The sequence below is a fragment of the Acidimicrobiia bacterium genome (assembly GCA_040878325.1).
Taxonomy (GTDB): Bacteria; Actinomycetota; Acidimicrobiia; order Spongiisociales; family UBA11373; genus JAUYIV01.
In genome coordinates this window covers 101,881-127,009 of the sequence record JBBDMM010000010.1, presented here as the reverse complement: position 1 = coordinate 127,009, position 25,129 = coordinate 101,881, and the positions used below count along the sequence as shown (strand labels likewise).

Genomic DNA, 25,129 nt, shown 5'->3' with positions numbered 1-25,129 from the left:
GGTTCCTCACCCACGACACGGCATCACTCCAGCCTCACTCGAGGATCGAAGTACGCGTAGGACACGTCGACGATGAGATTGAGGACCACGTAGCCCGTAGCGATGACGACGGTAAACCCTTGGATGATCGGAAAGTCGCGGGCGGTGATGGCCTCGAACAGCATCGTTCCCGCGCCCGCAAGCCCAAACACCGTCTCGGTGAGCACCGCTCCTGAGAGCAGCGCTCCGAGCTGGAGTCCGATGATCGTCACCACGGGAAGCATGGCGTTGCGGAAAGCGTGCCTCACCACCACCCGCCGTTCAGGGGCACCCTTGGCCCGGGCCGTGCGAACGTAGTCGCGTCCGAGCACATCGAGCAGGCTCGACCGGGTCATCCGGGCGATGATCGCCATCGGGATCGTGCTCAACGCCACCGCCGGCAGGATCAGATGCTGGATGGCATCGAAAAACAGCTCCCAATCGGCGGTGATCAGCGCATTGAAGATGTAGTGGTTCGAGATGAACTCGAGGACCGTGTGGAAGAAGTTCCCGTCATTCACACCGAGGCCCCATACCTCGTAGAACGGCTCAGAGATCAACCCCGCGCTCAAACGACCGGACGGTGGTAACGCCAGCGGCGTGTCACCCAGGACCAGCGCGAAGAAGTACGCCAGGAGAAGGCCGAGCCAGAAGACCGGCATCGACACCCCGATGTTGGCAAACATCATCGTGCCGACGTCGACCGCGGTGTTGTGCTTCATGGCAGACACGATGCCCAACGGGATCCCGACGCCGAGGGCGATGAGCAAGGCCGCAGTGGACAGCTCGATCGTCATCGGAAGGCGTTCGATGAGGATCTGGGAAACCGGGCGCGAGAAGCGGATGGAGTCGCCGAAGTCGCCCTGGGCGACGTCGACGACATAGATCCCCAACTGCACGGGGATCGGCTTGTCGAGGCCCTTGTTGCGCTCGAATCGATCGCAGGCTTCCTGGGTGGCGCGCTCGCCCAGGGCGGACCGGCACGGATCGCCGGGAATCATTCGGGCAAGCAGAAAAGTGGCGATGAGGATGCCAAGCAGCACCGGAAGCGCGAGCAACAGCCTCCGCCCGACGAAGTGGAGCATGTGTCACCTCCCGCTACCCGCTACCCGCTACCCGACGGAAGAATCAAGAGTCAAGAATCAAGAGTCAAGACGAATTCGGTCTTGGATCTTGAGTCTTCGCTCTTGGCTCCTCTTGGGCTTCCTTTGAGTTCCAGTGCTTCCGATTGGTTCGCAGGCTCTGTCGTATTGCGTATCGCGACTTGCGTATCGCGCTTGAAACGAGACCGGGGGCCCCCCGGTTCTCGTCCGTTACTCCGTCGAGGCGATCAGCCCTCGGCCGGGAGGTTCATCAACTGATCGAACAAGTACGCGTAGTACTCGAACACGCCGGTGTTGCCTATGTGGTACGGGTTGGAGGCATCGATGCCTGCCGCCCACGAGGCAACCACGTCGTTGGCGTCGAGGTCCGACCCATCATGGAACTTCACGCCCTGACGGATCACGCAGGTCCACACAGTGGAGTCCGCGTTCGCATCACACGAGGTGGCGAGTGCCGGCACGACCTCACCTGAGTCGATCGCGTAACCGAGGAGAGCCTCGACCACCTGCTGGCAGGCGGCAAGAGATTCACCATCGGTCTCGTCGGCGCAGTACAGGCTGATCGGCTCAGCATTCTGCATCCACACAAACGTGTCCTTGCCCGGATCGACCGCCTCGAACAATGGCGCACCGAACGGACGGAAATGGGCACCGTCCACCGACGCCAACGCCGCCGAAGCGGACGCTCCGTGAGCGATCGGCACCATCGGCACCAGCTCCCGGATGGCGTTGTTCGCCGCCTCGTACAGCGGCGCGGTCTCGGCCTCATCCGCGATCGTCGAGGCCTCGATGAGGTTCTCGTAGATCTCCGGGTGGCCGGTACCGAACCCTGGATACGCCTCGCCGAAGTGGAAGTCGAGGAAGTTGGTGATGTGCGGGTAGTCCGCACCCCAACCGAGTAGGTAGAACCCGTCGAGACGACCGTTGGTCGACTCGTCGATGAACTCGCCCGACTCCATCACGACCACATCGGCCGTGATGCCAAGGTTCTCCATCAACTGCGTCTGGATCTCCACCGCCACGCTGCCCGGCTCCGGCAGGTAGCCACGGAACACGTCCCGGTAGTAGATCGCAGTGGTCCATGTGTCGACGGACAGGCCTTCCTCGGCCAGCCCCTCTGCAAGGAGGGCCCGAGCGGCCGCCATGTCGAAGTCGTACCACGCTTCACCCGCGCACCCGTTCGGGATCGAACAAGGCGTGAAGTGGGAAGCGACTTCCGACCCTTCCGGGTAGAAGTTGTCGACGATCCGCTGCCGGTCGATACCCATGGCGATCGCGGTCCGCACCTTCAGGTTGTTGAACGGCGAGAACGTGTTCGTCATCGCCAAATAGAAGGTGTTCGGGTTCGCCGACGGGATGAACGTCAGATCGGGGTTGTTCTGCACCGTCTCGAAGTCGTCAGGGCTCACATTCGTGATCTGATCGACATTCCCCGTCTCGAGCTCGAGAAGGCGTGCCGCCCCTTCGGTGGCCCAGCGGAAGACGAGCGTCTCATACACGGGCTTGACGCCCCAGTAGTCGTCGAAACGACTGAAGATGATGCTGTCGCCGCGCTGCCACTGGTCGAGCACGAAGGGTCCCGTGCCAACGGGGTTCTCCAACAATGCAGGACCAGCATTGGCCTGGAGGTGCTCCTTCGGCTGGATCCCGAACGGCGTGAACGCCGCGATCTGCGGGAAGGCGGGCACCGGCTTGCACATCTCGAACACCACAGTGAACTGGTCGGTGGCAGTGATCGACTTGATCTTGCCTCCGTAATCGCAGTCGGGGGCAACCACCGCGTCTCCCACGAAATCGCTTGCCGCGGTCGTGGTCGTGCCGCCGCTGTCGTCGTCGCCGCAAGCAGCAGCAACCAGCGCGAACACCAAGACGAGAGTTGCCACTCTCGTAAATCGCTTCATATAGGGTTTCTCCCGTTGTAGTTCCCGGCCGACGGAGAGTCGGCCCGGAACGGCAAGGTTAGCCCGCGCCCCCCTTCGGTGAATCCAGTTCCGCCCCTTTCTTGGCGGAACGCTGGTAACTGGGGCCCAGGCCCGCACTACCGTCCCCGGCATGTACGACGATCTCAAGAGCAAAATCGAGGCCCTGTTGCCGACATTGCGGGCCGAACTCGAGGCGCTGGTCCGTATTCCCTCAGTGAGCGCACCGAGTTTCGATGCCGCCGAAGTGCGCCGATCGGCTGAAACCACTGCGGAACTGCTGCGAGGCGCCGGGTACCGAGACGTGCGGCTGCTCGAGCACGCCGACGCCCACCCCGCGGTGTTCGGTGAAGTCCCCGGGCCGGCCGGCGCCCCCACCGTTCTGCTCTACGCGCACCACGACGTCCAGCCCCCCGGTGAGGACGATGGCTGGGATACCGAGCCGTTCGAGCCCGAGGAGCGAGACGGCCGCCTCTACGGCCGGGGCTCATCCGACAACAAGGCCGGCGTAGTCGGTCACGCCGGGGTGCTGCGGGCCTACGACGGTGCGCCACCGGTGAACCTGAAGGTGTTCATCGAGGGCGAGGAAGAGATCGGTTCGGCGAACCTTCCCGGCTTCCTCGCCGAACATGGAGACCTGCTCGCCGCCGACGTGATCGTGATCGCCGACTCCGGCAACTGGCGCGTGGGCGTCCCTGCCCTCACCACCTCGCTGCGCGGGCTGGTGTCGGCCAAGATCGAGGTGAAGGTCCTCCAGGCTGGGGTCCATTCCGGCCAGTTCGGCGGGGCGGTCCCCGACGCGTTGACCATCTTGTGTCGAGTCCTCGCCTCGCTCCACGATGCCAGTGGCGAGGTGGCCGTTCCCGGCCTGGTCACCGGCGATGCCGACCCGCTCGACCTCACCGAAGAAGAGCTTCGATCGCAGGCGGGCGTCCTCCCTGGCGTGGAACTCATCGGCTCGGGCAACCTGACGTCACGGTTGTGGATGAAGCCCGCGGCCGCGGTGCTCGCCATCGACGCCCCACCGGTTGCCAAGGCGATCAACCAACTGATCCCGCGGGCCACCGCGAAGGTCAGCGTGCGCCTTGCCCCGGGGGATCTGCCCGATCGAGCGATGAAATCGCTGGTGGCGCACCTCGAGTCACAGCCCGCCTGGGGGGCGGAGGTGACGGTCACACCATGGGAGAGCGGCGCCCCGTTCGCCCTCGGTGGGGAGGACTCGCGCGTCGACGCATTCCGCGCCGCCTTCGCCGAGGCCTGGGGGCGCCAGCCGGTGGACATGGGCGTGGGTGGATCGATCCCGTTCGTGGCAGCGTTCTCCGACGCCTACCCGGAGGCGGCCATCGTCCTCACCGGAGCCGCCGACCCCACCAGCCGGGCCCACGGCCCTAACGAGAGCCTCGACCTGGACGACTGGCAGAAGTCGATAGTCGCCGAGGCGATCGCACTACGGCTCCTAGGAGAGTCAAGAACCAAGAGTCAAGATCTTGACAATGACTCTCTTGATTCTTGACTCTTGGTTCCTGGATCTCTAATGGACCTCACCACCACTCCCCCCTCCCTCGGTCCCTTTGGTGTCTTCTGTTGGGGAGTCGTCACCCAACCGGCGGCCGAGGTTCGAGCCGCGGTCCGGGTGATCGAAGAACTTGGCTACGGGGCGATCTGGTTTCCCGAGAGCCGGGGGCGAGAGGCATTCACCGCGGCGTCGCTGGTTCTCGAGGCGACCGAGCGGATCGTCGTCGCCACGGGCATCGCCAGCATCTGGGCACGCGATCCGATGGCGACCGCATTCGGGGCGTTCGGGCTGTCCGAGGCACACTCCGGGCGCTTCGTGCTCGGACTCGGGGTCAGCCACGCCCCATCGGTGACCCGCCGGGGGCAGCAATACCTTCGCCCCCTGCAGCGGATGGCGGAGTACCTCGATGCCCTCGAGGCCGTATCCACCCCGATCGCGGGGGCTGATGCCCCGGCGGTCGTGTTGGCCGCCCTCGGCCCGCGGATGCTGGCGCTGGGGGCGAGCCGGACCGCCGGGGTGCATCCGTACTTCTCGCCAGTCGAACACACCAGGCTCGCCCGGGAACTAGTCGGCCCCGGCCCGCTGATCGCGCCCGAGCAGGCGATCGTGATCGATGCGAACGCCACCACCGCCCGACAGACCGCGCGCACCCACATGGCCGGATACCTCGCCCTGGACAACTACCGGCGCAACCTCCTTCGTCTCGGGTGGTCCGACGCCGACCTGGACGAAGGGGGCACCGATCCGGTCGTCGACTCGGTGGTGGGATGGGGTGATACCGTCACGGTCGCCGACAGGCTCCGGGCTCACCTCGACGCCGGCGCCGACCACGTCTCGATCCAACCCCTCGGCGACCCGTTCGGGCTCGATCAACTGGAGATGCTGGCTACGGAACTGGCGTCATAGGTCGCAGAACCGGCCGCCGACGATCGCGGTGATCTCCGCCCCGACGTCCGCGGCGTCGGCGGCGTCCGGGGCGAGCGCCCGCAGCCACGCGTCGTTGCCAGGTGGAGAGGTGATGAAGACGTCCCGACCCCCCTCGAGCCCGACACCGATCCCGGCGTCGGGATGGGCCGCCAGCACATCACCGATGGTCGAGCCGGGCCCGACACCGGCTTCGGTCGCAAACGGGAACACCCCGGCGGTGGCCCGGTAACCCACGAATCGCCTGGTGCCGGCGGGCAACCCGGAGGTGGTCCCGTCGGTGAAGTAGAGCGTGAGGTTGTCGATCGTCACCGCCCTGACCTCGGTGACGCTCGCCTCACACACCCCGAAGTCGTTCGCCACCGGGTCGATCTCAACCCACCCGGTGTCGTCGGGCGGGGATGCCTGGGGCAATGCCTGGCGTACCAGGGCAAGGGCGTCGTCGGCCAAAGCACCGAACTCGACGATGCCCAGCCCGGAGGCCTCCAGGACGACGGGAATGCCGGCACCACCTTCGCACGGTGCTGCCGACCTCGTGAGGTTGAAGGCGAGATCGACGGGTTCCGATCCCCCTTCTGGATAAACCGCGGCAGTTCCGACGATGCGGTCCCCGACCTCGATCTCGAGGTCCACGGGGAATCCGGCATAACCCGGCGACTCGTCGCGGTATACGAACTCGGCGGAGGCGCCGATTCCGCCCCGGCTCACCGCAAAACTCCCTGGAGCGCCCGTAGCGACGATGAGATAGCCCGACCCGGTCTCGGCCACATACGAACCGTCGCCCGTGGAGTCGAGACACACCCTGGTCACCGCTTCCTCGAGGTCGTCGACCGCAACCGTGTCGGGATCGGCAGCGGGCACGGCATCACCGTCCGGCGGGTCGAGCACAGCCGCAGTGAGTGTGTACGAGGTGGCATCACCGATGGTCGAAACGGTGATCACGTGATCCTGGCTCACCGTCAGATCGAGAGCCCACGCCGCCACCGTCGAGGGCCCGACCGGATTGCCATCAGGCCCTCTCACCTGGATCCGCGCCTCACCCGTCGTCGACTCCACGAGAACCGCCAGCCTGTCCCCCTCCTCGGCTTCGACGAAGTAGGTGTCGGGATCCGCCACCGAGACGTTCCCCACCGCCCGTACCGCATTGCCTCCCACCTCGAGCCTCCGGCTGTCCGCGCAGGACCGGGAAAGGAGCGCCAGCGTGAACTCGTCCGGTTCGCCCGTCACCTCACGGTCGAGGTCGGCCTGCATTTCCTCGATGGCGGCGGCGGTCGCCGGGCCGAACACTCCGTCGACCTCGAGCGGTCCGTACCCGGCGCAGTTCATCAAGAACTGGATCGCGAACACCACTTCGTTGGTGTCGCCTTCGCTGGCGATTGGGGGACCACTCGGCGCCAAAGGCCGGGTAGTGGTCGTCGTGGAGGAGGTGGTCGTGATCGCGGTGGTGGTGACCGTCGTGGAGGTCGTGTTCGCCGAGTCGTCGGAACACGACGCCACGATGAGGAGTAGCCCCACCAGGGCGGGGATGCGTCGGTGTTGCCTCGGCATCGCCATTCGAGGCTAGCCAAGAGGTCCCCGCAGTGTGCGAGCGCGAATGGACCGCCGGTCGTCCGGCGGTCCATCGCGATAGAGGTTGGAGAACGACTTACGCGTCGCCGCCTCCCAGGTCATCGTCGTCATCGTCGTTTCCGACGAACGGCGGCTTGCCTTCACCGGCCCACGTGGGCCTGCCCTCGCCGGCCCACGGGGGCTGGCCTTCACCGGCCCATTCGGGCTCGCCCTCTACGGTAACTTCGGGCTCGCCCTCTACGGCAACTTCGGGCCGGTTGGCGGCCGAGACGATCTGCCCCAGGTTCTTGGGCAGGTCCTCGAGAAGCGCGAGCTGCTCTTCGGTCAGACTTTGCTGGAGCTCGCCGAAGTTGAAAGCGTACTCGCCGGTCTCCGGATCGATCTCCATCTCCGCCAGAAGTTCCTCGACGGTCATGCCGGTCGCGTAGGCGTACATCTGGAGCAGAAAGATGGCGCCGTATCCGATGCCCGCCTCGTGGAGATCGTGCACCACGGCGTCGTCGAGTTCGAACGCCTCCGTGATGGCGTCACCGACCATCATCTCCTCGGTGTGTGCTGCCATCGCGGGAGCTGCGACAGCCACCAGCGTGAGCGCGATCATGGCTGCAAACAGTTTCAGTCTTTTTGTCATTCGCTTGTCTCGCTTTGACTTGTCGATTGGTTCTTATCGACCCAGCGGGTGCGTCTCCCAAGGGCCATCGCGGGATTGGTCACCCCGATCCATCTACCCTGGTGATCGCTCTAGAGCCGCAATTCCATACGGGCACTGGCTGGTTCGGGTCCCGAATGCGCGCAAGCCAGACGTTCGGCCGACCGATATTTAAGGTGTCTGCGACTGGAGAACGGAGTCCTCGTGTCAGATTCGAAGATTTCCCGCTGGGCCGGAGTGATGACCGGCGGCGCGGCGTTGCTGTTGCTCGCCATTCTCCCCCTCCCCACCGCCCTCGCCGTCGAACCGCTCCCAGAACTGCATCCAGTCCACGGCTTCGACCCGCTGGTGAGGCTCGGCCCAGACGACTCGGGTCCGGCAGTCGAACGCCTCCAGCAGGCGCTAAGCGACGCCGGCTTCTATCGCCAGCCTGTCGACGGCATATACGACCAGGAGACTGCGCTGGCGGTTGTGGCCTTTCACAAGTACCTCGGACTCGAACGAACCACGACCTGGACCGGACTCGATTGGATTCGCCTCCGGATGCTGCCCCCTTCGGGCATCCCCGACCGGTACGACGAGCCCGATCGGGTCGAGGTCGATCTCGACCGTCAGCTGATCTTCATCGTCCGGGACCACCAGATCGCGGGCGTCCTCCATACCTCCACCGGGGGTGCCTACACGTACTTCAGCCCGCGTAACGGCCGCAACGTCGCGGCCTCCACACCTCGCGGCGACTTCACCCTGCGCTGGCGCCAGTACGGGTGGGTGTGCGACCAGGCGACCGGCTGGTGCGTGTACAACTACTGGGCGTTCGCCGACTTCTACGGGATCCACGGGTACCTCAGCGTCCCCGAGTTTCCGGCTTCCCATGGCTGCGTCCGGGTGACCACCTGGGACTCGGACTGGCTGGACGACCAGCTGTTCGTGGGGATGCCGGTCCACATCTGGGACCAGCCGCCGCTCATCGATCCGCCGCCGTTCGACCCCGATTACGAGCCGGACCGCGCCGGGGCCATCGCCGTCTAGGTCGAGCCCGAATCTGGCGGGCGCAGGTACTCTCCTCCTCCCACCTGCGGAGGGTTCTTGCGTCGCCTTTTCATTCTGATTGCGCTCGTCGCCGCGAGTTGCGCCGGGGATGGATCGGTCGACCCCTCCTCCCCCGGGTCTTCGGGTGGTTTCGCGGACACCGTGAGCACCAGTCCGGCCGACCCCCTTCGTCCCTGCCAGACGACCCTCGTCACCGAACTGCCGGCCGCCGGTACCGATGGCCCGGTGACCGAACGGGTATCGGCGCAGAACCTGGCATCGGCTTCGGCCGCGGTCGCCCAAGCGGTGTTCGTGTGCGCTTCCGATGTCGTCGTCGTCGGCATCGCCGACTTCGAACGCATCGCCATCGCTGCCCGGCTCGCCGTGGGACTGCGGGCTCCCCTCCTGGTCGGTGACGACGCCGGATCGAGCCTCCTCGCCTACGAGATCGACCGCCTCGCCCCCACCACCGTCTGGTTCGTCGGCGATGACATCACCGTCGACGTCCCGGCCTTCACCGAAGTCGAACTACTCGGGGGTGACAACACCGCGCTGGCCAATGAAGTGAACGACCGCGTCGATGCGGGGTCGGAGGTGGCCATCCCGGGCGGCGGCGGTAGCGACGCATTACGCACCACACTCGCCGCGCTCGAGGCCGGGACGGGGATCACCGCGTCTGGCCCGACCGGCCCCGCTCCTACCCCGTTGAATCCGGTGCCGTTTCTCCGGGCGGGACCGGGATCGTTCGGATTCGCCTGGCTCGTCGACGGCGCCAGCACCCCCCTGGCGTTGGCGGCCGGGGTGGCGGCGATCGTCACCGGCGGGCTGATGGTGACGGTGGACGGCGACGACCTCCTGTCCGGCGACGCAGGAGACGTCCTCCAGGCCATGGAGCCGGGGAGGGTGCAACTGCTGGGCGGCGGAGCGGAGTCCTCATGGCAGCTCGAGGTGCTGCTGAGCGGGGCGGAGCAGCTCCCCGGCGGCGGCTTCGTCCTCTTCCCGGGCAAGCGCCTCATCGCACTGTATGGCAACCCCAACACCACCAGCCTCGGAGTGCTCGGCGAACAGGATGTCGACGCCTCGGTGATTCGGGCCAAGCAACTGGCCGCCCAGTACCAGACCGACGACGGCGTCCAGGCGATCCCCGCCTTCGAGATCATCGCCACGATCGCCGCCGGGAACGCCGGCGACGACGGCGACTACTCCAACGAGATGGAGTTGGACCAGCTCCGCATCTGGGTGGACACCGCCGGACGCGAAGGCGTCTACGTGATCCTCGACCTGCAGCCGGGCCGCACCGACTTTCTCACCCAGGCGAAGCTCTACGAGGAGCTATTGCTCGAAGCCCATGTCGGGCTCGCACTCGACCCCGAGTGGCGTCTGCTGCCCAACGAACTGCCGCTGCGACAGATCGGACACGTCGAAGCCACCGAGGTGAACCGGGTGGTCGACTGGCTGGCTGCCCTGGTGCGGGACAACCACCTGCCGCAGAAGCTCCTGCTCCTCCACCAGTTCCAGGACCAGATGCTGCGCGATCGGAACCTGATCGAGACCCCGTCCGAGTTGGCGGTCGTCATCCAAATGGACGGCCAGGGCGGCATCCCCGACAAGTACAGCACCTGGAACCGCATCACCACCGGCTGGGAAGGCTACGGCTGGCGCTACGGCTGGAAGAACTTCTACGACGAAGACATCCCCGGCCCCATCCCCCCCGCCGAAGTCCTGGAACTGGTCCCGGGCGTGGTGTACGTGAGTTATCAGTAGAGAGTCTCCAGTCTCCAGTCCCCAGTCCCCAGCAAGTCCGGACCAGCCCTCCTCGCGCGGGTAGCGGGAAGCGGGTAGCGGGCAGCGGGGGCGCAAGCCCCTTCTACCCGAGCATCTCCTCCGGGACCGCCTCTGCAGGTATCACCACTACTCGCTGTTCGGCTCGGTGGGTGAGGATCACTCCGGCGAAGATCAGCAGCCCACCGATGACGATGCCGGGCTGGAGTCGTTCGTCGAGCAGGACCATGCCCGCGACCACGGCCACGAGAGGAACCACGTAGCCGACCATGGAGGCGTAAGTGGCCGACACCTTCCGCAGCAGGCGATAGAAGAGGACGAACGGCATGAAGGTGGCGAACAGCCCCATGTAGGTGATGAGGGCCCACGCCTCGCCGGTCTGCGACGTCGGCAGCCCCTCGGATGCGAAGGCGGCCACCGCGATGATCAGGGCACCGCTGACGAAGTGGATCCCGGTCACGTGCATCGGGTCGTAGGCGCCGGCATGGATCTTGGCGTAGGTGCCGCCGTAGGCGATGCTGAGGGCCACCACCAGCCCGAGGATTCCGGCCAGCACCGGACGCCCGCCTTCGGCCAGTCCGCTGTCGCCGAACGAGAGCAGGGCCGCCACCCCGGCGAGGGCGATCAGCAACCCCGCCGCCTTGACGAACGAGAGTCGCTCGGCCGGGAGCATGAAGTGGGCGAGGACCGCGGTCATCAGCGGGATGAGCGCCATCATCAGGCCGAGAAAGCCGGCGGAGGCGTACTGGAGCGCGACGTTCGAGAGGACGAAGGGCATCGCCAGGTTCGAAATGCCCATGACGATCCCCGTCCTCCAGGTCGGCCCACCCCGGGGAAAGCCCATCCGGCGGAAGGTCAGGAAGAGGACCACCGCTGCCGCCCCGATCAGGGCGCGCATCGTCGCGATCTCGAACGGGGTCGACCCCTCAGCCAGCGCCGCCCGGGTGGCCACCCCGGCGGTGCCCCAGCCCAAAGCGGCCAGTGAGATCGAGAACCAGACGGCGCGCATCAGCGAGAGGGTAGAAGAAGGCGCAATTCGCAATTCGCAATTCGCTGGCGACTGGCGACTGGCGACTGGCGACTATTCGCTAATCCGCTTTCTTGACGAACAGCTCCCCGTCCCTCTCCACCACCTTGCCCCGGCCTAGTGGCAACACTTTCGTCAATGCCTTGAAACCGGCTCCGAGGCCGGGGATCTTGGCGAAGATGCCCTGGGGTCCCGAGACCATTTGCCCGTTGTCCGTGTCATACCGCGAGCCGTGCCACGGGCAGACCAAGCAGCCCTCGTCGTCGATCGACCCCCGGGCGAGATCGGCCATCAAGTGCCGGCATCGCCGGGTCACCGCGAACCGTTCGCCATCCTTGTTGCCGACGGCGAACCGGCCCGCCCCGGTCACGGTGCCCGGCGGCAAGTCTGCTGCAGGCCCGGCGGGTGTCTCGTAGGTCACAGGAACCTCCTCATCCGTGGCCGAGCCTACGCCGCACCAAGCCACGAATGCCCGGTTCCCTTGAAAGCGGGCACGCGCCAAACCCTGGTACCTACCAAGATGACGAGGTGATCCGGCGCTCGGCCCTCCTGCTCGTTGTCGCCCTCGTGGTGGACGGGTGCGCTCCCGAGACCAGGCCGTCGGAGACATCGCCGACGACGACACCGGCCACGGTGACCTCGGTAGCGGCCACCACCTCGACCACGGTCCTACCCCGGACGGCGATCGGCATGAGCCGGGAGGGTCGGTCGATCGAGACGATGTCGTTCGGCAACGGGTCGCGCCGGCTCTATGTCCTCGGCGGCATCCACGGCGACGAACGCCCGGCCGTGGAGAACGTGCCAGCCCTCATCGATCACCTGGCCGGGGACGCCCTCGAGGGATGGACGGTGCGAATCGTGCTCGATGCCAACCCCGACGGCACCATCGCCAACACCCGGGAGAACGCCGCCGGAGTGGACCTCAACCGGAATTGGCCCACGGAGGGATTTGCTCCGTCGGCAGCCACCGGCCCCGCCCCGCTTTCGGAGCCCGAGACCGACGCGCTGGCCAAGGACATCGCCGCGTTCGCCCCCGATCTCATCGTGGCGCTCCACGCCGCCCGCGAGGGCCCCTTCGTCGAGCACGACGGCGCGGCGGCTGAGGCCCCCGCGGCGGCATTCGCCGCCGGCGCCTCGGTGCTGGGGCGGGAGTGGGAAGTGGTGGCTGAGGTCGACTGGGTGACCGAGGGCTCGCTGGGCACCTATTTCGGAAAGGAGGGAAGGATCCCGGTGGTCACCGTCGAGTTCAATCGCTGGGACTCCCCCGCCGGGGTCACCGCCGAGCTCCTTGCCGGGATGACGGGACTGCTCGACAAGCAGCCGGCACGAGCGATGCCAACCTGCGCCGGGCACCGGGCGGGGATGACGTGCGGCCCCCCGGCCGAAGCCGCCCATGAGCTTCTCCACGGTGGCACCACCGGTGGAGCCCATGGCTTCATCATCAAAGAGGTGGGTGGGCCGGTACATGCTGCCCTCCACGCCGATGCCCGCTTCTATCCGGCGAGCACCATCAAGCTCATCCACTTCGTCCACGCCCTGCGCTGGGTCGCGCAGGGCAACGACGCGGCGACCCCGGTGACGATCTTCGGCGACGGATGTGACCCTGGCGCGGCGACCGGTGAGGAGCGGCTGGACGAGCTGCTCCACTCGATGATGTTCGAGTCGGACAATGCCGCCGCCAACGCACTCCAGTCCCACTTCGGGTTGGACGACCTGCGCGCCACCATGTCGGCAGCCGGAATGACCGCGACCCGCCTGGTGCACGGTTTCGGATGCGGCGGGCCAGCCAACGATCCGGCCAATGCCACGACTGCGGTCGACCTGGCCCGCTTGCTGGAGGGCCTCGTCGACGGCACGCTGGTTCCAGGGCCTGCAGGATTCGAGGACCTGATGGTCGATGCGTCCGGGTCCGCCGGGCTCGACCAATCTTCGGGCATCCAGCTGCTCGTCAAAGAGGGCTGGTACGGCACGACCTTGACGGTCGCCGGAATCGCCATCGTCCCCGGCGCGGCAGGGTCGCGGACGCTGGTGTTCGCGGCGTATACCGACGGCGCCGCGACAGTGGACCCGTCGTTCTCGATCGTCTCGGTGGCCGCCTCGCTGGTCTCCTCGGTAGTAGCCCCGTGAAGGCGCTTCTGCGACTGGCCCGACCCCACTTCCTGCTGGGCGGCCTCCTGCTCTTCGCCCTCGGGGCATTCTCCACGGGGACTTTGGATGCCGGTGGCTACGCAATTGGCCAGGCGATGGTGACGGCCACCCAATTGACCGCCCACCTGGTCAACGAACTGGCCGATGCTCGAGCCGACGCGCTCGTGCTGAATCGCACGTGGTTCTCCGGCGGCAGCGGTGCGATCGCCGATGGCTCCGTCTCACGCCGGACCGCCCTGGTCGCAGCCATCCTCACCTCGGTGGCGTCGATCGGCTTCATCGCCCTGATGTACCCGCGCAGCGCTCAGGCGGCCTCGATCGGCGTCGCGGCCCTGTTGGTCGCCTGGCTCTACTCGGTGGAACCGATCCGACTGCTGGCGACGGGCATCGGCGAGATCGTCACCAGCCTGGTGGTGGCGATGGGAGTGCCGATCGTCGGCGCCCTTGCCAATGGCGGCTTCGTCGCCGACCCCCTGCGCTGGGCGATCGTGGCGCTGCTGCCGATCCACCTGGCGATGATGCTCTGTTTCGAGTTGCCCGATCTGGACACCGACCGGGAGGCCGGCAAACGGGTCGCCGCGGTCCGGCACGGGCGCGAGCGCACCGAGGCCATGGTCGGTGTCCTCTTCGGCCTCGGCGCAGTGGTGCTCGCCGTCGGGATCCTGACCGGGCACCTCCCCGACCTCGCCCTGGCCTCGTTCGCGGCAGCCACCCCCGCCGCGGTGGCGATGTGGGCGATGCGCCGAGCCCGGTGGGGGACACTGACACTGGGGGGCGTCGCCACCCTGGTCGTCGCAGCCCTTGGTCTGCTACTCGCACTGGCCTGATCGGGCCGGGTTCCGATCAGAGCCGCCTAGGGTGCCCGCGATGAACGACGCCTCCCGAGCGGTTCAGCGGACCTATCTGCTGCTCCTGTTGCTGTCGACGCTGGCGGCATCGTTCATCTGGGGGATCAACACCCTCTTCCTGCTCGACGCCGGACTGAGTAACACCGAGGCCTTTGCGGCCAACGCGTTCTTCAGCCTGGGGATGGTGCTCTTCGAAGTGCCCACCGGGGTGGTCGCCGACACCGCCGGCCGGCGCATCTCGTACCTGCTCGGCGCCTTCACCCTGCTCACCGCGACCATGGTCTACCTGCTCATGTGGCAGATCGAAGCGCCGTTCTGGGGATGGGCCCTCGCCTCCGCCCTGATCGGGCTCGGCTTCACATTCTTCTCGGGAGCCGTCGAAGCATGGCTGGTCGACGCGCTCGACGCCACGGGCTACACCGGCGAGCTCGACACCGTATTCGGCCGGGGGCAGACGGTGATGGGAATCGCCATGCTCACCGGTTCGGTCGCGGGTGGGTTCATCGCTCAGGCGACCAACTTGGGGGTGCCGTATGTGATTCGGATTGTGCTGCTGGCGCTCACCCTGGTGGTGGCGTTCGTCGCGATGAAGGACATCGGCTTCGAACCGAAACGGGGCACCGGTCCCATGAAGGAGGTCCGCCGGGTACTCCGCGCCTCGATCGATGTCGGCTTTCGCCGTCCACCGGTGCGGTGGATGATGTTGTCGGCCCCGTTCACCCTCGGGGTCAGCTACTACGCCTTCTACGCGATGCAGCCCCACCTCCTCGATGTGTGGGGAGATGAAACCGCGTTCGGGATCGCCGGGCTGGCGGCCTCCATCGTCGCCGGCGCCCAGATCGTCGGCGGCCTGCTGGTACCTGCGATCCGGCGGATGTTCCGCCGGCGTACTTACGCCCTCATCATCGCGGCGATCCTCGGTGCGGTCGCCCTCGCCTTCATTGGGCTCACCCGTAACTTCTGGCTGGCGATCGCACTGCTGGTGGTCTGGGCGATCTCATTCTCTGCCTCGCTGCCCATCCGCCAGGCCTACCTCAACGGGATCATCCCCTCGGAGCAACGCGCCACGGTCATCTCGATGGACGCGCTGATGGGCTCGGCCGGTGGGACCGCGATTCAGCCGACTCTGGGGCGGGTCGCCGACGTGTGGAGCTACGGCACCTCGTATGTGGTGGGGGCGGCAGTGCAGCTGATGGCGGTGCCGTTCCTGCTGCTGGCCCGTAAGCAGAACGCGTCGAGCGACACGATCGGCGAGGACGAGCCCGAGCCACCGCCCGCCTGAGCGGCCGTATTCTCCGCCGATGAGCGCCCGATCGATCCACGCCAGCCTTCCGGTCGTCGACGGACACAACGACCTCCCGTGGGAGATCCGGGTGCGAGCGGGCGGATCCGTCGCCACCGCCGACCCGCGGCAACATCTCGCCGGCTATCAAACCGACTTTCCTCGCTTGCTCGCGGGCGGGGTCGGGGTGCAGTTCTGGTCGGTGTATGTGCCCGCGTGGGCGGACTCCCCCAACGCAGCCACGCACCGACAGATCGATCTCGTCGAGGAGATGACCGGGTTGGCGCCGGCCCTGACGGCGCTGGCGACCTCGGCCGAAGAGGCACGATCGATACGCGACGAGGGGAGGATCGCCGGCCTCATCGGCGCCGAGGGCGGACACAGCATCGAGAGCTCTCTCGACGCCCTCGCCGTGCTCCATGCCCGCGGGGTTCGGTACATGACGCTCACCCACGCCGACAACAACGAATGGGCCGACTCGGCCACCGACGCCCCGCGCCACGGCGGCCTCACCGAATTCGGCGTGTCGGTGGTGGGCGAGATGAACCGCCTGGGGATGCTCGTCGACATCTCCCATGTGGCTGAAACGACCATGCGGCAGGCGATCGAGGCGAGCCGGGCGCCGGTGATCGCCTCGCACTCGTCGGCATTCGCCCTCGCCCCTCACCCCCGCAATGTCACCGACGAGGTCATCGAAATGGTCGCCGCCGGGGGCGGAGTCGTCATGGTGACCTTCGTACCCGAATTCATCGTCGAGAGGACCGCCCTGGCCGCCCGCGGGATGTTCGAGGAGCGCCGCCAACTACGGGCCCAATTCGGCCCCGAGGATGAGGTCGGATACGCCGCCGCCGCTCGCGAGAGATTCGGCGTCGCCGACACGGATCGGGGAACGGTGAGCGATGTCGTCGACCACATCGAGCACGTCGCTCGCATCGGCGGCGTCGACCACGTGGGTATCGGCGGCGACTTCGACGGAGTCGAGACGACTCCGGTCGGGCTCGAAGACGTCTCGTGCTACCCGGCCATCACCGAAGAGCTGCTGGTCAGAGGCTGGGTCGAGCCCGACATCCGCAAGGTTCTCGGCGAGAACGCCCTACGCGCCCTCGGCGAAGCCGAGGCGGTGGCCGGCTGATCAGACTCGAGTGAGTCTCACTACGGGGATCGTGCGCGACACCTTCGCCTGATACTCGGCGAAACCGGGGGCTTGGGCCGTGATCCGTGCCCACACCGGGGTTCGCTCTTCATCGCTCAGCACCGATGCACGAGCCTCGAAGAAGTCGTCCATGAAGCGGACCCACACCTGGGGATCGGCTACCAGGTTGCGATACCAGGACGGATCGTCCGGGGCTCCACCCTTGGAGGCGATGATCAACAGATCGTCCCCGTCGGGGAAATGAACCAGCGGAACCCGCCGGATGTCACCCGACTTGCGACCCTTCACGTAGAGCAAAATCAACTGATCGGCCATCCCGTGTTCCACGTCCTTGCCGCCCGACTCGAGGTACTGGGCGACATGCTTCTGGGCGTAAGGGCTCGGGCTGTCGACGGCGCGGGTCTCTACTTCGTGCAACTTCATACTCACCCAAACCGGCCCGGGTCCAGGCTGTTCCCTCAGGCATCCCAGATGTGGACGGGCATCCCCACCCGGAAGCGCGACATGAGCCGATCGGAGTCCCACATGTTGATGCGCACGCATCCGTGGGAGGCAGGTTCGGTGGGCACCGAGAGGTACCCGTGGACTCCGTAATAGGTGTCGAACGACCAGTAGTTGTAAACGCTCCACCCGGTGGTGTTGTCCGTGTTCCAACCCGTCTGGTTCCAGCGGAGATTGAAGTCGCCCCGCGGCGTCTCGGCGTTCCTCCACATCTGCTGATGCTTGCTGTAGTAGCGATACCCGCCGCCGGTCGATACGGGGACGATCGCCGCCACTTCGTTGTCTTCGATCAGGTAGAGGACCTGATGGGTGATGTCGATCTCGATGCGATCGAGCTCGCCGCTGCGTGCAATCGGCGGCTCCGGATCGAAGGCGAGCAGGCGCCTCCAGTCACTCCTCAGGAACCGGTCGGTGCGGTCGCGCTCCGAGATCTTGTGGAACGCCACGACCGCCGACCCGGTGCTCTTCCCGTAGGTGCCATCGACGGGGCCGAGGTAGAGGGCCTTTTCCTTGAGGAGAGACTGCAGCGCGCGAACCGCCGGCCCCGTGGCCCCGGGGGAGAGACCGGCGACCTCGCAACTGGTGGCGTCCTCTGCCCGACAGTCATCGACCCCGGTCCCGCCGAGGACCGTGTCGTGACCCCGGCCGCCGGCGATCCGGTCGTTGCCGGCGCCGCCGAGGATCTCATCGTCGCCTGCCCCGGCGCAGATGACGTCATCGCCTTCCCCGCCACGGATTAGGTCGGCGCCGCCCTTGGCGACGATGACGTCGTCGCCCGGGGTGCCATCGATCACGTCGTCCCCACCCGTACCGACGATGGTGGCTGTCAGGCCTATGCACTCGGGACCGGCGGCAGCACTGGCGTTGAGCGGAGCAAGCACCGCACCGACCAACGCGACAAGGGTCAAGGCCCTCCGCACTGGCAGCCCGACTCGCATTGCTTCCCTCCTCGGCAGAAATAGGAGCCTACGCGACCTATCGGGCGCGGAGAAACGGCGTCGTCACCGATCACACCTCCCACCGGCGTCGGCCGAAAGCGCCTAGCGACACCTTCCGCGTGGCGGGCAGGGAGACTGGAGTGCGCCCCGGCAGGATTCGGCTAGCGTGCCCCCGCTGCCATTCCCCAGCTCCCAAGGAGCATCTCCGATGAGACGCCTCACGCTCGCAATCGCATTTTCACTCGCCATCGTCGCCTGCGGCGACGACGCCGCCGTGGTGACCACCACCCAGACGCCCACCACCTCCTCCCCCGCCGCCACGACCACCACCCCGGCCACGACCACAACCGTGGGTGCCGTGTCGGGCCTCGACCTCGTCAAGGGCTTGCGCGCCCGGGGAGAGGTTCCCGGCACCACAACCACCACCGGAGCCGAGCCAACCACCACCGGCGCCGAGCCGACCACCACCGTCCCCGTGACCCCCGACGAGTTCGTCACCATCACCGACGACACCGGCCAGATCGAGCTGCGGGTGCCCGCATCGTGGGATGACATCGATCCGACCGGTTGGATCGAGCAGGGCGAATTGATCGGGCCCGGGCTCGTCGCCGCTCCCGACGTCGTTGCCTGGCGTTCGGAGTGGGGGACCCCGGGCGTGTTCATCGGGGCATCGGACGTGATCACCGAGACCACCGAATCGATACTCGACCGCAAGCGCTTCGACACCTTCTGCATCTACGAAGGCCGCGATGACTACGACGACGGCCTCTACGTCGGCCGGTACGACCTGTACTACGACTGCGGGGACGAGCTGAGCGTGTTCATCGTGATCGCCTCCACTCCGCCAGACGGGTCGTTCTTGATCCTGGTCGAGATCGTCGTGGTCGCCGATGCCGATCTGCTCGCCGCCGACGAGATCATCCGGTCGTTCCTGGTGTCCGGGGTGGACTTCTAGACGTCCGCCCGCTCGATTCCATAGGCCCTCAGCCAATCGTCGAACCGATCGACGGTCCTGAAGCCCTGCGACCTGATGGCGCTCAGCACGAGACGTTCGAACTGTTCGCCGGGCACGAACAGCTCGCCGGCGGCGCCGATGGCGATGAGGCTCAGGTCGTCACCCACCACGAACCGCTCCACGAGGCCGGCGAGTTCGCCGAGCCACGGAATGTGCCGATAGCGGAGCCACGCGGTGAGCCGCTCTCCGGTGGGGAACAGCTCGACGCACAAGAGCATCAGCAGGGTGGGCACGTCGGAAACCAGCACGCTCGTCTGTACCAGCGGCCTCCGCCGCCCTGGCGCGATGAAGCCGAGGTCACCGAGGTGGTGGAAGAACGCGGAGTGGCCGGTCCTGCCGGGGCGCCCCCCGATGCCCACCGCCAGGGCGCGAGAGCCGGCACTCCGAAACACCCCGCCCGGCCACATCTCCGCTCCGCAGGCGGTACACGCCAGCGGCGGGTCGTCGCCGGTGACGATGCAACCGCCGAGCGCCAGCAACCCCTCCCCGGCTGGCGTAAGCGTCGCCGGGCTGGGATAGCCGTAGACGACGGGGACCATCGTGAGGTCGTCGCAATCGGGGCATCGCCTGGGTTTGGTCACGATCCCGAAACTACGGCCCGGGTGTGACAGATCCTTGCCCCCGGGTCAGATCTTCTTCGACCCGGCCTTCTTGTCCTTCTTGGCGTTGCGTTTCTCTTTGAGGCTGTGGGCCGCCTGCTTCTTGACTTGTTTACCGCCACGGTCCTTGTTGGCCACGGTTCCTCCATTCGCCGTAAGGAATGGTACGCCGAAACTCGATCAAGCTCCGGGAGCCCGCCACCCGCTCTTGATCGAACGAGCCCGATCGACCTCCTCCGGGGTGATCAGCACCGTGGTGGACACCCCCACCCGGCCCGAGGACCCCACCTCGAGCGCGAAGGCGGTGGCGGTCTCGTTGTCCGGAAGGTCGACGATGAGGATGGAGTCCTCGTCGCCGAAGCAGAAGTAGTACGCCTCCACCGTTCCCCCGAGGCTCTCGATGGCGGCCGTGACCGTGGTGCGTCGAGCGGTACCGCCCTCGGCGACGATCCCGGCGACGCCCTCGGTGGTGAGCGACGCCCTGAACAGGTACTTGGGCATCTCGCCCCCCTTGATGTGTGGAACGCCAACCCTGCCATCCCACGGGGATCGGTGTCAACCCCGGGCGGCCGGCCCGTACACTCAGCCCGTGAGCCTGGAACGGTGAATCGGGTGCCCGAGTCCTCGGACACCCGAAAGATTTTGGCGGCGCAAGCACTCCGGGCATTTGCCTATGGCTTCGGAGCCGTCCTGCTCGGATCGATCCTGGCCTCCCGCGGACTCGGCCCGGTGGGCGTCGGCATCGTGCTGGGATCGGTCCTCGCCGGAGCGATGATCGGTCAGATCGCGGTGGCGCGGTTCTCCGAGGTGTGGGGCCGCCGTCGCATGTATGTCGCCCTGTACGTGGCTCTGGCCGTGGCGGGACTGGTCTTCGCCTCCGGAAGTCCGACGTGGGCCTTGGTCCTGGTGTCGCTCACCGGCGCACTGTCGACTGAGGTGGTCGAGTCGGGCCCATTCACGTCACTGGAGCAGGCGATGCTCGCACAGCGAATCGACCCCGATCGCCTCGCCGCGGGCTTCGGCCGGTACAACGCAGTGGCGACCGCGGCAGGAGCACTGGGCGCGCTCGGCGCCGGGCTGCCGGCCCGAGTGCGGGAAATCTGGCCGGAGGGACCCGCCGACGAACGCTGGTTCCTGCTGTTGACGATCAGTGCGACCGCGGGCGCCGTCGTGGCCTGGTCGCTGTCGTCGTCCGTCGAACCCGACGTGCGCGACACACCCCGGCGCCCTGGCCTGGGCGAGTCGCGGCCTGCGATCGGGCGCCTCGCTTCGCTGTTCGCCCTCGACTCGTTCGGCGGAGGCTTCGTCGTGCAGTCCTTCATGGTGTACTGGCTGACCACGCGATTCGACGCCTCGCTGACAGTGCTCGGGCTCACCTTTGCCGCGATCGGCGTGCTCCAGACCCTGTCGTTCTTGGTTGCTCCGCTCATCGCCAAGCGCTTCGGGCTACTCAAGACGATGGTCTTCACCCACCTGCCGTCGAATTTCCTACTTGCCGCGGTCGCCTTCGCCCCGAATCTGCAGGTGGCGATCGGTCTCCTCCTCGCCAGAACCGTGCTGTCGCAAATGGACGTCCCCACCCGCCAGGCGTTCGTCATGGTCCTCGTGCCACCATCGCGCCGCGCGGCAGCAGCGGCGTACACCAATCTCGCGCGGTACTCGGTGAGGCCGGTGGGCCCGACCCTGGCTGGTGCGGCGCAGACCATGGCCATGGGGCTCCCCTTCCTGATCGCCGGAGGCATCAAGACCATTTACGACATCGCCCTGTGGCGGTCCTTCCGCGACGTGCGCCCGGACGACGCCACCAGACCTGAGGAGACGACGCCATGAAGTGGGTAACCCGAGCCCGCCCCAAGACCGATCGGATCGCTTGCCCCTGGCTGATCCGGCGCTTCATCGATCCCGACGCCGAGATCGTGTTCGTCGACCCCGAGCGGGTGCTCCCGGTGGCCGCGGCCGAGGGGGGCCACTCGTTCGACGCACCAGGAGCCGAGTTCACCCACCGGGCCAATCAATGCACATTCGAGGTGCTCATCGACGAGTACCACCTGGGCGATGACGCCGCCTTGCGACGGCTTGCCGCGATCGTCCACGCCGCCGACATCGAAGAAGAAGTCCACACCGACGATCTCGGTGCCGGGCTACGCGCTATCGGTGAAGGTGGGCTCGCCGCGGAGCCTGACGACCAACGACTGTTGGAGCGCGGGTCATTCGTGTACGACGCGCTCTACGAGTGGTGCCGACTACAGATTGGATAGAGGGGCATCGCCCGAGGAACTGGTGGCGGCGGACGGCGCCGCAGACGGCCCGATCCCGGGGAGACATCGGCGCCGGGCGGTGCCAAGATCAGGTCATGAATCGCAATGACCTCATGGAGCGTTATCGCAGCGGATACCAGGCGGTGGTGGATGCCCTCGCCGGGATCACCCCCGATGAGCTCGACCGACAGGACGACAGTGGCGAGTGGAGCCCGCGCATCGTGGTGCACCACCTGGCCGATTCGGAGGCGACCGCTCTCGTCCGATTGCGGCGGCTGATCGGCGAGGACTCCCCCGTCATCCAGGGCTACGACGAGGCGGAATACGCCCGGCGGCTTCATTACGACCGGCCGATCGAGCCGTCGCTCGCGGTGGTGGCCGCGGTGCGGGCGTCGAGCCTCCAGTTGCTCGAGCATCTGACCCCCGAGGAGTGGGAGCGCGCCGGCACCCACTCGGAGTCGGGCTCGTATTCGGTGGACGACTGGCTGCGTATCTACGCCGGCCATGCCCACGACCACGCCAACCAGATTCAAGAGGCCCGCGGGTAGGCGCCCGAGCAGCGGCAAGCGGGCAGCCGGGGCAGCGGACTAACTTCTCTCTCGCCTGATGTCCCGTTCGCGGAGCACCCTTGTCGCCATTTGGCTAGCCAGCGCCGTCGTGGTCACCCTGGCTGCCGTCACTGTGTACAACTCGGCGACGCGCATCCCCGAATTCGCCGGGCGCACCGACACCGCCGCCATCTACACCGACCCGGCGGCCCTGTTCCGGGACCCCGGGCTGCTGGGGACCGCGATCGAGATCGAGGTGACCCGGGCGGTGCGGGACTGCATGGCCACCGCCGGATTCCCCTATCGGGGGCCGGCCGAGGTCGAGGCACTCCATGCCCTCATCGACCCGGAGCGAGAGGGGTACGGGATCGCCGCCGGTGCCGATGTCTCCCGGCCCACGCTGCAGTCCGGCCCCAGCCGATCGCAGCGTTCCGCCTACGAACAGGCCCTGTACGGATCTTCCCTGGAGTCTGGCGAGGGCGGCGGCGGGTGCGCCGCCGCCGGCCGGCAGGCCCTCGATACGGCGGTGGCGACGCTGCAGAGCCTTCCCTACTCGATCGCCCGCCTCGAGGCCGAGGCCCTGGCCCACCCCGCCTACCAGGAGGCTCTCACTCGCTGGGTCGAATGCATGGCGGACCGCGGCTACACGGTGGCGACCCCCGAGACGCTGCTCATCGAGCTGTACGACCGCCTCTCCACGGTGAGCGGCGATGACGCCCGCGCCCTCGCAGAGGAGGAGCGCCAGACCGCCGCCGACGATTTCGCCTGCCGGCGCGGCACCATCGACGCCGCCATGCCCGAGGTGGCCGCCGACCTGGCTCCCGCTTTCGTCGAGCAGAACCGGGCACACCTCCAGACCCTGATCCCCGCCGACACCGCCGGGCTGCCGGCCGGCCTGGGGACCGGCGACGTCCAGGTAACGCTCATATGGCAGAACAGCGCCGATCTCGACCTCTACGTCACCGATCCCTCGGGCGAGGTCGTGTACTACGGCAACGACACCTCGTCCTCGGGAGGGCAGCTCGACCGCGACGCCAACTATCCGTGTGGGCAGGTCACCTCGCCGGCCGCCGAGAACGTGTTCTGGCCCGCCGGGGGTGCCCCATCCGGCACCTACACCGCCGAAGTGGGATACACCTCAGACTGCGGAGTCGAGGGAACCACCTCGTTCCGGCTGGTGATCCAGGTGGCGGGGCGGGTCGTCGAAGAGCTCACCGCCACGGTCGAGCCGGGCGGCGAATACCGGGTGTCCTTCGAGGTGGGGTCATGACCGACCTCGTCCCGCCTCCCCCGCCTCCGCCCCCACCCGAGGAGTTGCACCACCGCTCGTGGGCCTACCGGGTGTGGCGGGCGATCGGCCTGGGGCTGCTCACCGGGCTGATCGCGACGATCGCGCTCGCCTACTGGGTGAGCAGCGCGGTCGGGCCTCCCCCGACGGCGGCCGACGTGTGTCGGGAGGTGCCGGGGCCGATACTGGAGAGCCCGGTCGGGCTCGTGCTCCTCGCCGAGGTGTGCACCAACATCGATGTCCGGCTCGACATCCCGCTGGGGGGCGTCGACGGATTCGAGGGCGAGTTCCGCAAGCCCGAGCCTCCTTCCGACCCGGCAACTCCGCGCCCCGACTATCTCGTCTGGGAGAGCGATGGCTGCTCGGCCCCGGTTCTGGGGAGCGGTCCGTTCGACTTCACGCTCGCGTGTAACCGTCACGACTTCGGGTGGCGCAACCTCAAGGAGTACGACACCGACGCCGCTCCGGTGTGGATGGTCGACAACAAGGACCGCGTCGACGCCGGCTTCCTCTACGACATGCGCATCCGCTGTGCCGCCGTTTCCGCCATCTTCCGGATCGGGTGCGACACCACCGCGCGCATCTACTACACCGCGGTACGGCTCAACCCATCCGGCGTCGAGGGGCTGCCGGATTGGTTTCCCTGATGACGGGGAAGGTTCCCGGTGTGAGTCCGCGACAATCAGTCGGTAACAGAAGGAGTCGCTGTGGACAATGAAGAACGCTGGGAGACCATCAAGGTCCAGGGCGAGCAGCTCCTGGGCAAGGTGCGCGAACTGGTGCGTGAAGGCAATGTCCGCCGCATCGTGATCGAGAACGAGAAGGGTCAGACCCTGGTCGAGATCCCGCTGACGATGGGCGTGGTCGGCGCGTTCATGCTCCCGATGGCGGCCGCCGTCGGCGCAATCGCCGCAGTCGTCACCGAATGCACCATCCGCTTCGACCGCAGAGAAGAAGACCCCGGCGAAGAAGAGGCTGAGTAAGGCCCGCTGCCTCAGGGGGTAAGCGAATCGGT

General features: G+C 67.1%; 25 protein-coding genes. 15 read left to right on the top strand and 10 right to left on the bottom strand.

The window, feature by feature from the left end; translation table 11 throughout:
- Nucleotides 1–23: 23 nt before the first annotated feature.
- Together WD184_05685 and WD184_05680 are read right to left on the bottom strand one after the other, a co-directional pair.
- Nucleotides 24–1,103 carry an ABC transporter permease gene (locus WD184_05685; protein ID MEX0826225.1) on the bottom strand — a complete coding sequence of 360 codons (1,080 nt, stop codon included), beginning with the start codon at nt 1,101–1,103 and terminating at the stop codon, nt 24–26.
- A 245-nt stretch (nt 1,104–1,348) separates the two neighbouring features.
- Entirely contained in the window at nt 1,349–3,004 is a 1,656-nt protein-coding gene (locus WD184_05680) for an ABC transporter substrate-binding protein (protein ID MEX0826224.1), read from the bottom strand.
- 169 nt (nt 3,005–3,173) lie between these two features.
- On the opposite strand from WD184_05680, the gene WD184_05675 reads away from it, so the two are divergent.
- A complete protein-coding gene (locus WD184_05675) occupies nt 3,174–4,553 on the top strand; it encodes a dipeptidase (protein MEX0826223.1) in 1,380 nt (459 codons plus the stop codon).
- A 21-nt stretch (nt 4,554–4,574) separates the two neighbouring features.
- Nucleotides 4,575–5,462, top strand: a complete 888-nt coding sequence (locus WD184_05670) for a TIGR03620 family F420-dependent LLM class oxidoreductase (protein ID MEX0826222.1) — start codon at nt 4,575–4,577, stop codon at nt 5,460–5,462.
- Here the strand turns inward: WD184_05670 and WD184_05665 are convergent.
- Nucleotides 5,457–7,028 carry a peptidoglycan-binding domain-containing protein gene (locus WD184_05665; protein ID MEX0826221.1) on the bottom strand — a complete coding sequence of 524 codons (1,572 nt, stop codon included), beginning with the start codon at nt 7,026–7,028 and terminating at the stop codon, nt 5,457–5,459. The two genes, WD184_05670 and WD184_05665, sit on opposite strands and share 6 nt — an antisense overlap.
- A gap of 97 nt (nt 7,029–7,125) precedes the next feature.
- Complete coding sequence (locus WD184_05660; GenBank protein ID MEX0826220.1) at nt 7,126–7,680, bottom strand: hypothetical protein; 555 nt, start codon at nt 7,678–7,680, stop codon at nt 7,126–7,128.
- A gap of 222 nt (nt 7,681–7,902) precedes the next feature.
- Here WD184_05660 and WD184_05655 point away from each other — a divergent pair, with 222 nt between their 5' ends.
- Together WD184_05655 and WD184_05650 are read left to right on the top strand one after the other, a co-directional pair.
- Entirely contained in the window at nt 7,903–8,727 is an 825-nt protein-coding gene (locus WD184_05655; protein ID MEX0826219.1) for a L,D-transpeptidase family protein, read from the top strand.
- A 162-nt stretch (nt 8,728–8,889) separates the two neighbouring features.
- Entirely contained in the window at nt 8,890–10,491 is a 1,602-nt protein-coding gene (locus WD184_05650) for a hypothetical protein (protein MEX0826218.1), read from the top strand.
- Between the two features lie 103 nt (nt 10,492–10,594).
- Here the strand turns inward: WD184_05650 and WD184_05645 are convergent, their stop codons facing one another.
- Together WD184_05645 and WD184_05640 are read right to left on the bottom strand one after the other, a co-directional pair.
- The gene (locus WD184_05645; GenBank protein ID MEX0826217.1) at nt 10,595–11,518 is read right to left on the bottom strand and encodes a DMT family transporter; all 924 of its coding nucleotides are present in this window, start codon (nt 11,516–11,518) and stop codon (nt 10,595–10,597) included.
- Between the two features lie 79 nt (nt 11,519–11,597).
- The gene (locus WD184_05640) at nt 11,598–11,957 is read right to left on the bottom strand and encodes a Rieske 2Fe-2S domain-containing protein (protein ID MEX0826216.1); all 360 of its coding nucleotides are present in this window, start codon (nt 11,955–11,957) and stop codon (nt 11,598–11,600) included.
- Between the two features lie 107 nt (nt 11,958–12,064).
- On the opposite strand from WD184_05640, the gene WD184_05635 reads away from it, so the two are divergent.
- From WD184_05635 to WD184_05620, 4 genes are read left to right on the top strand one after another with little or no spacing between them, the layout of a single operon-like run.
- Nucleotides 12,065–13,663, top strand: a complete 1,599-nt coding sequence (locus WD184_05635) for a serine hydrolase (protein ID MEX0826215.1) — start codon at nt 12,065–12,067, stop codon at nt 13,661–13,663.
- Complete coding sequence (locus tag WD184_05630; protein ID MEX0826214.1) at nt 13,660–14,511, top strand: prenyltransferase; 852 nt, start codon at nt 13,660–13,662, stop codon at nt 14,509–14,511. Before WD184_05635 ends, WD184_05630 begins: the two co-directional genes overlap by 4 nt.
- A gap of 40 nt (nt 14,512–14,551) precedes the next feature.
- On the top strand, nt 14,552–15,814 hold the full coding sequence (locus WD184_05625) for an MFS transporter (protein MEX0826213.1): 1,263 nt from the start codon (nt 14,552–14,554) through the stop codon (nt 15,812–15,814).
- Between the two features lie 19 nt (nt 15,815–15,833).
- Nucleotides 15,834–16,946: a dipeptidase gene (locus WD184_05620; GenBank protein ID MEX0826212.1), complete on the top strand. Its 1,113-nt coding sequence runs from the start codon at nt 15,834–15,836 to the stop codon at nt 16,944–16,946.
- On the opposite strand, the gene WD184_05615 is transcribed toward WD184_05620, so the two are convergent.
- Nucleotides 16,947–17,390: a nitroreductase/quinone reductase family protein gene (locus tag WD184_05615; GenBank protein ID MEX0826211.1), complete on the bottom strand. Its 444-nt coding sequence runs from the start codon at nt 17,388–17,390 to the stop codon at nt 16,947–16,949.
- A gap of 35 nt (nt 17,391–17,425) precedes the next feature.
- Entirely contained in the window at nt 17,426–18,406 is a 981-nt protein-coding gene (locus WD184_05610; GenBank protein MEX0826210.1) for a L,D-transpeptidase family protein, read from the bottom strand.
- Nucleotides 18,407–18,614: 208 nt separating this feature from the next.
- On the opposite strand from WD184_05610, the gene WD184_05605 reads away from it, so the two are divergent.
- Nucleotides 18,615–19,361: a hypothetical protein gene (locus WD184_05605; GenBank protein MEX0826209.1), complete on the top strand. Its 747-nt coding sequence runs from the start codon at nt 18,615–18,617 to the stop codon at nt 19,359–19,361.
- Here the strand turns inward: WD184_05605 and WD184_05600 are convergent.
- The gene (locus WD184_05600; GenBank protein MEX0826208.1) at nt 19,358–20,002 is read right to left on the bottom strand and encodes a hypothetical protein; all 645 of its coding nucleotides are present in this window, start codon (nt 20,000–20,002) and stop codon (nt 19,358–19,360) included. The two genes, WD184_05605 and WD184_05600, sit on opposite strands and share 4 nt — an antisense overlap.
- Nucleotides 20,003–20,200: 198 nt before the next feature.
- Complete coding sequence (locus WD184_05595) at nt 20,201–20,521, bottom strand: GYD domain-containing protein (GenBank protein ID MEX0826207.1); 321 nt, start codon at nt 20,519–20,521, stop codon at nt 20,201–20,203.
- Between the two features lie 111 nt (nt 20,522–20,632).
- Between WD184_05595 and WD184_05590 the strand changes: the two genes are divergently transcribed.
- From WD184_05590 to WD184_05565, 6 genes are all read left to right on the top strand, one after another.
- Nucleotides 20,633–21,850 carry an MFS transporter gene (locus WD184_05590; protein MEX0826206.1) on the top strand — a complete coding sequence of 406 codons (1,218 nt, stop codon included), beginning with the start codon at nt 20,633–20,635 and terminating at the stop codon, nt 21,848–21,850.
- Nucleotides 21,847–22,278 carry a chromate resistance protein ChrB domain-containing protein gene (locus tag WD184_05585; GenBank protein ID MEX0826205.1) on the top strand — a complete coding sequence of 144 codons (432 nt, stop codon included), beginning with the start codon at nt 21,847–21,849 and terminating at the stop codon, nt 22,276–22,278. Before WD184_05590 ends, WD184_05585 begins: the two co-directional genes overlap by 4 nt.
- A 95-nt stretch (nt 22,279–22,373) precedes the next feature.
- Nucleotides 22,374–22,826: a DinB family protein gene (locus tag WD184_05580; GenBank protein MEX0826204.1), complete on the top strand. Its 453-nt coding sequence runs from the start codon at nt 22,374–22,376 to the stop codon at nt 22,824–22,826.
- Nucleotides 22,827–22,884: 58 nt separating this feature from the next.
- The gene (locus WD184_05575) at nt 22,885–24,096 is read left to right on the top strand and encodes a hypothetical protein (protein MEX0826203.1); all 1,212 of its coding nucleotides are present in this window, start codon (nt 22,885–22,887) and stop codon (nt 24,094–24,096) included.
- Nucleotides 24,093–24,761 carry a phospholipase A2 gene (locus WD184_05570; protein ID MEX0826202.1) on the top strand — a complete coding sequence of 223 codons (669 nt, stop codon included), beginning with the start codon at nt 24,093–24,095 and terminating at the stop codon, nt 24,759–24,761. The genes WD184_05575 and WD184_05570 overlap by 4 nt, the downstream gene beginning before the upstream one ends.
- A 60-nt stretch (nt 24,762–24,821) precedes the next feature.
- Entirely contained in the window at nt 24,822–25,097 is a 276-nt protein-coding gene (locus WD184_05565; GenBank protein ID MEX0826201.1) for a DUF4342 domain-containing protein, read from the top strand.
- The last annotated feature ends 32 nt before the right edge of the window (nt 25,098–25,129 follow it).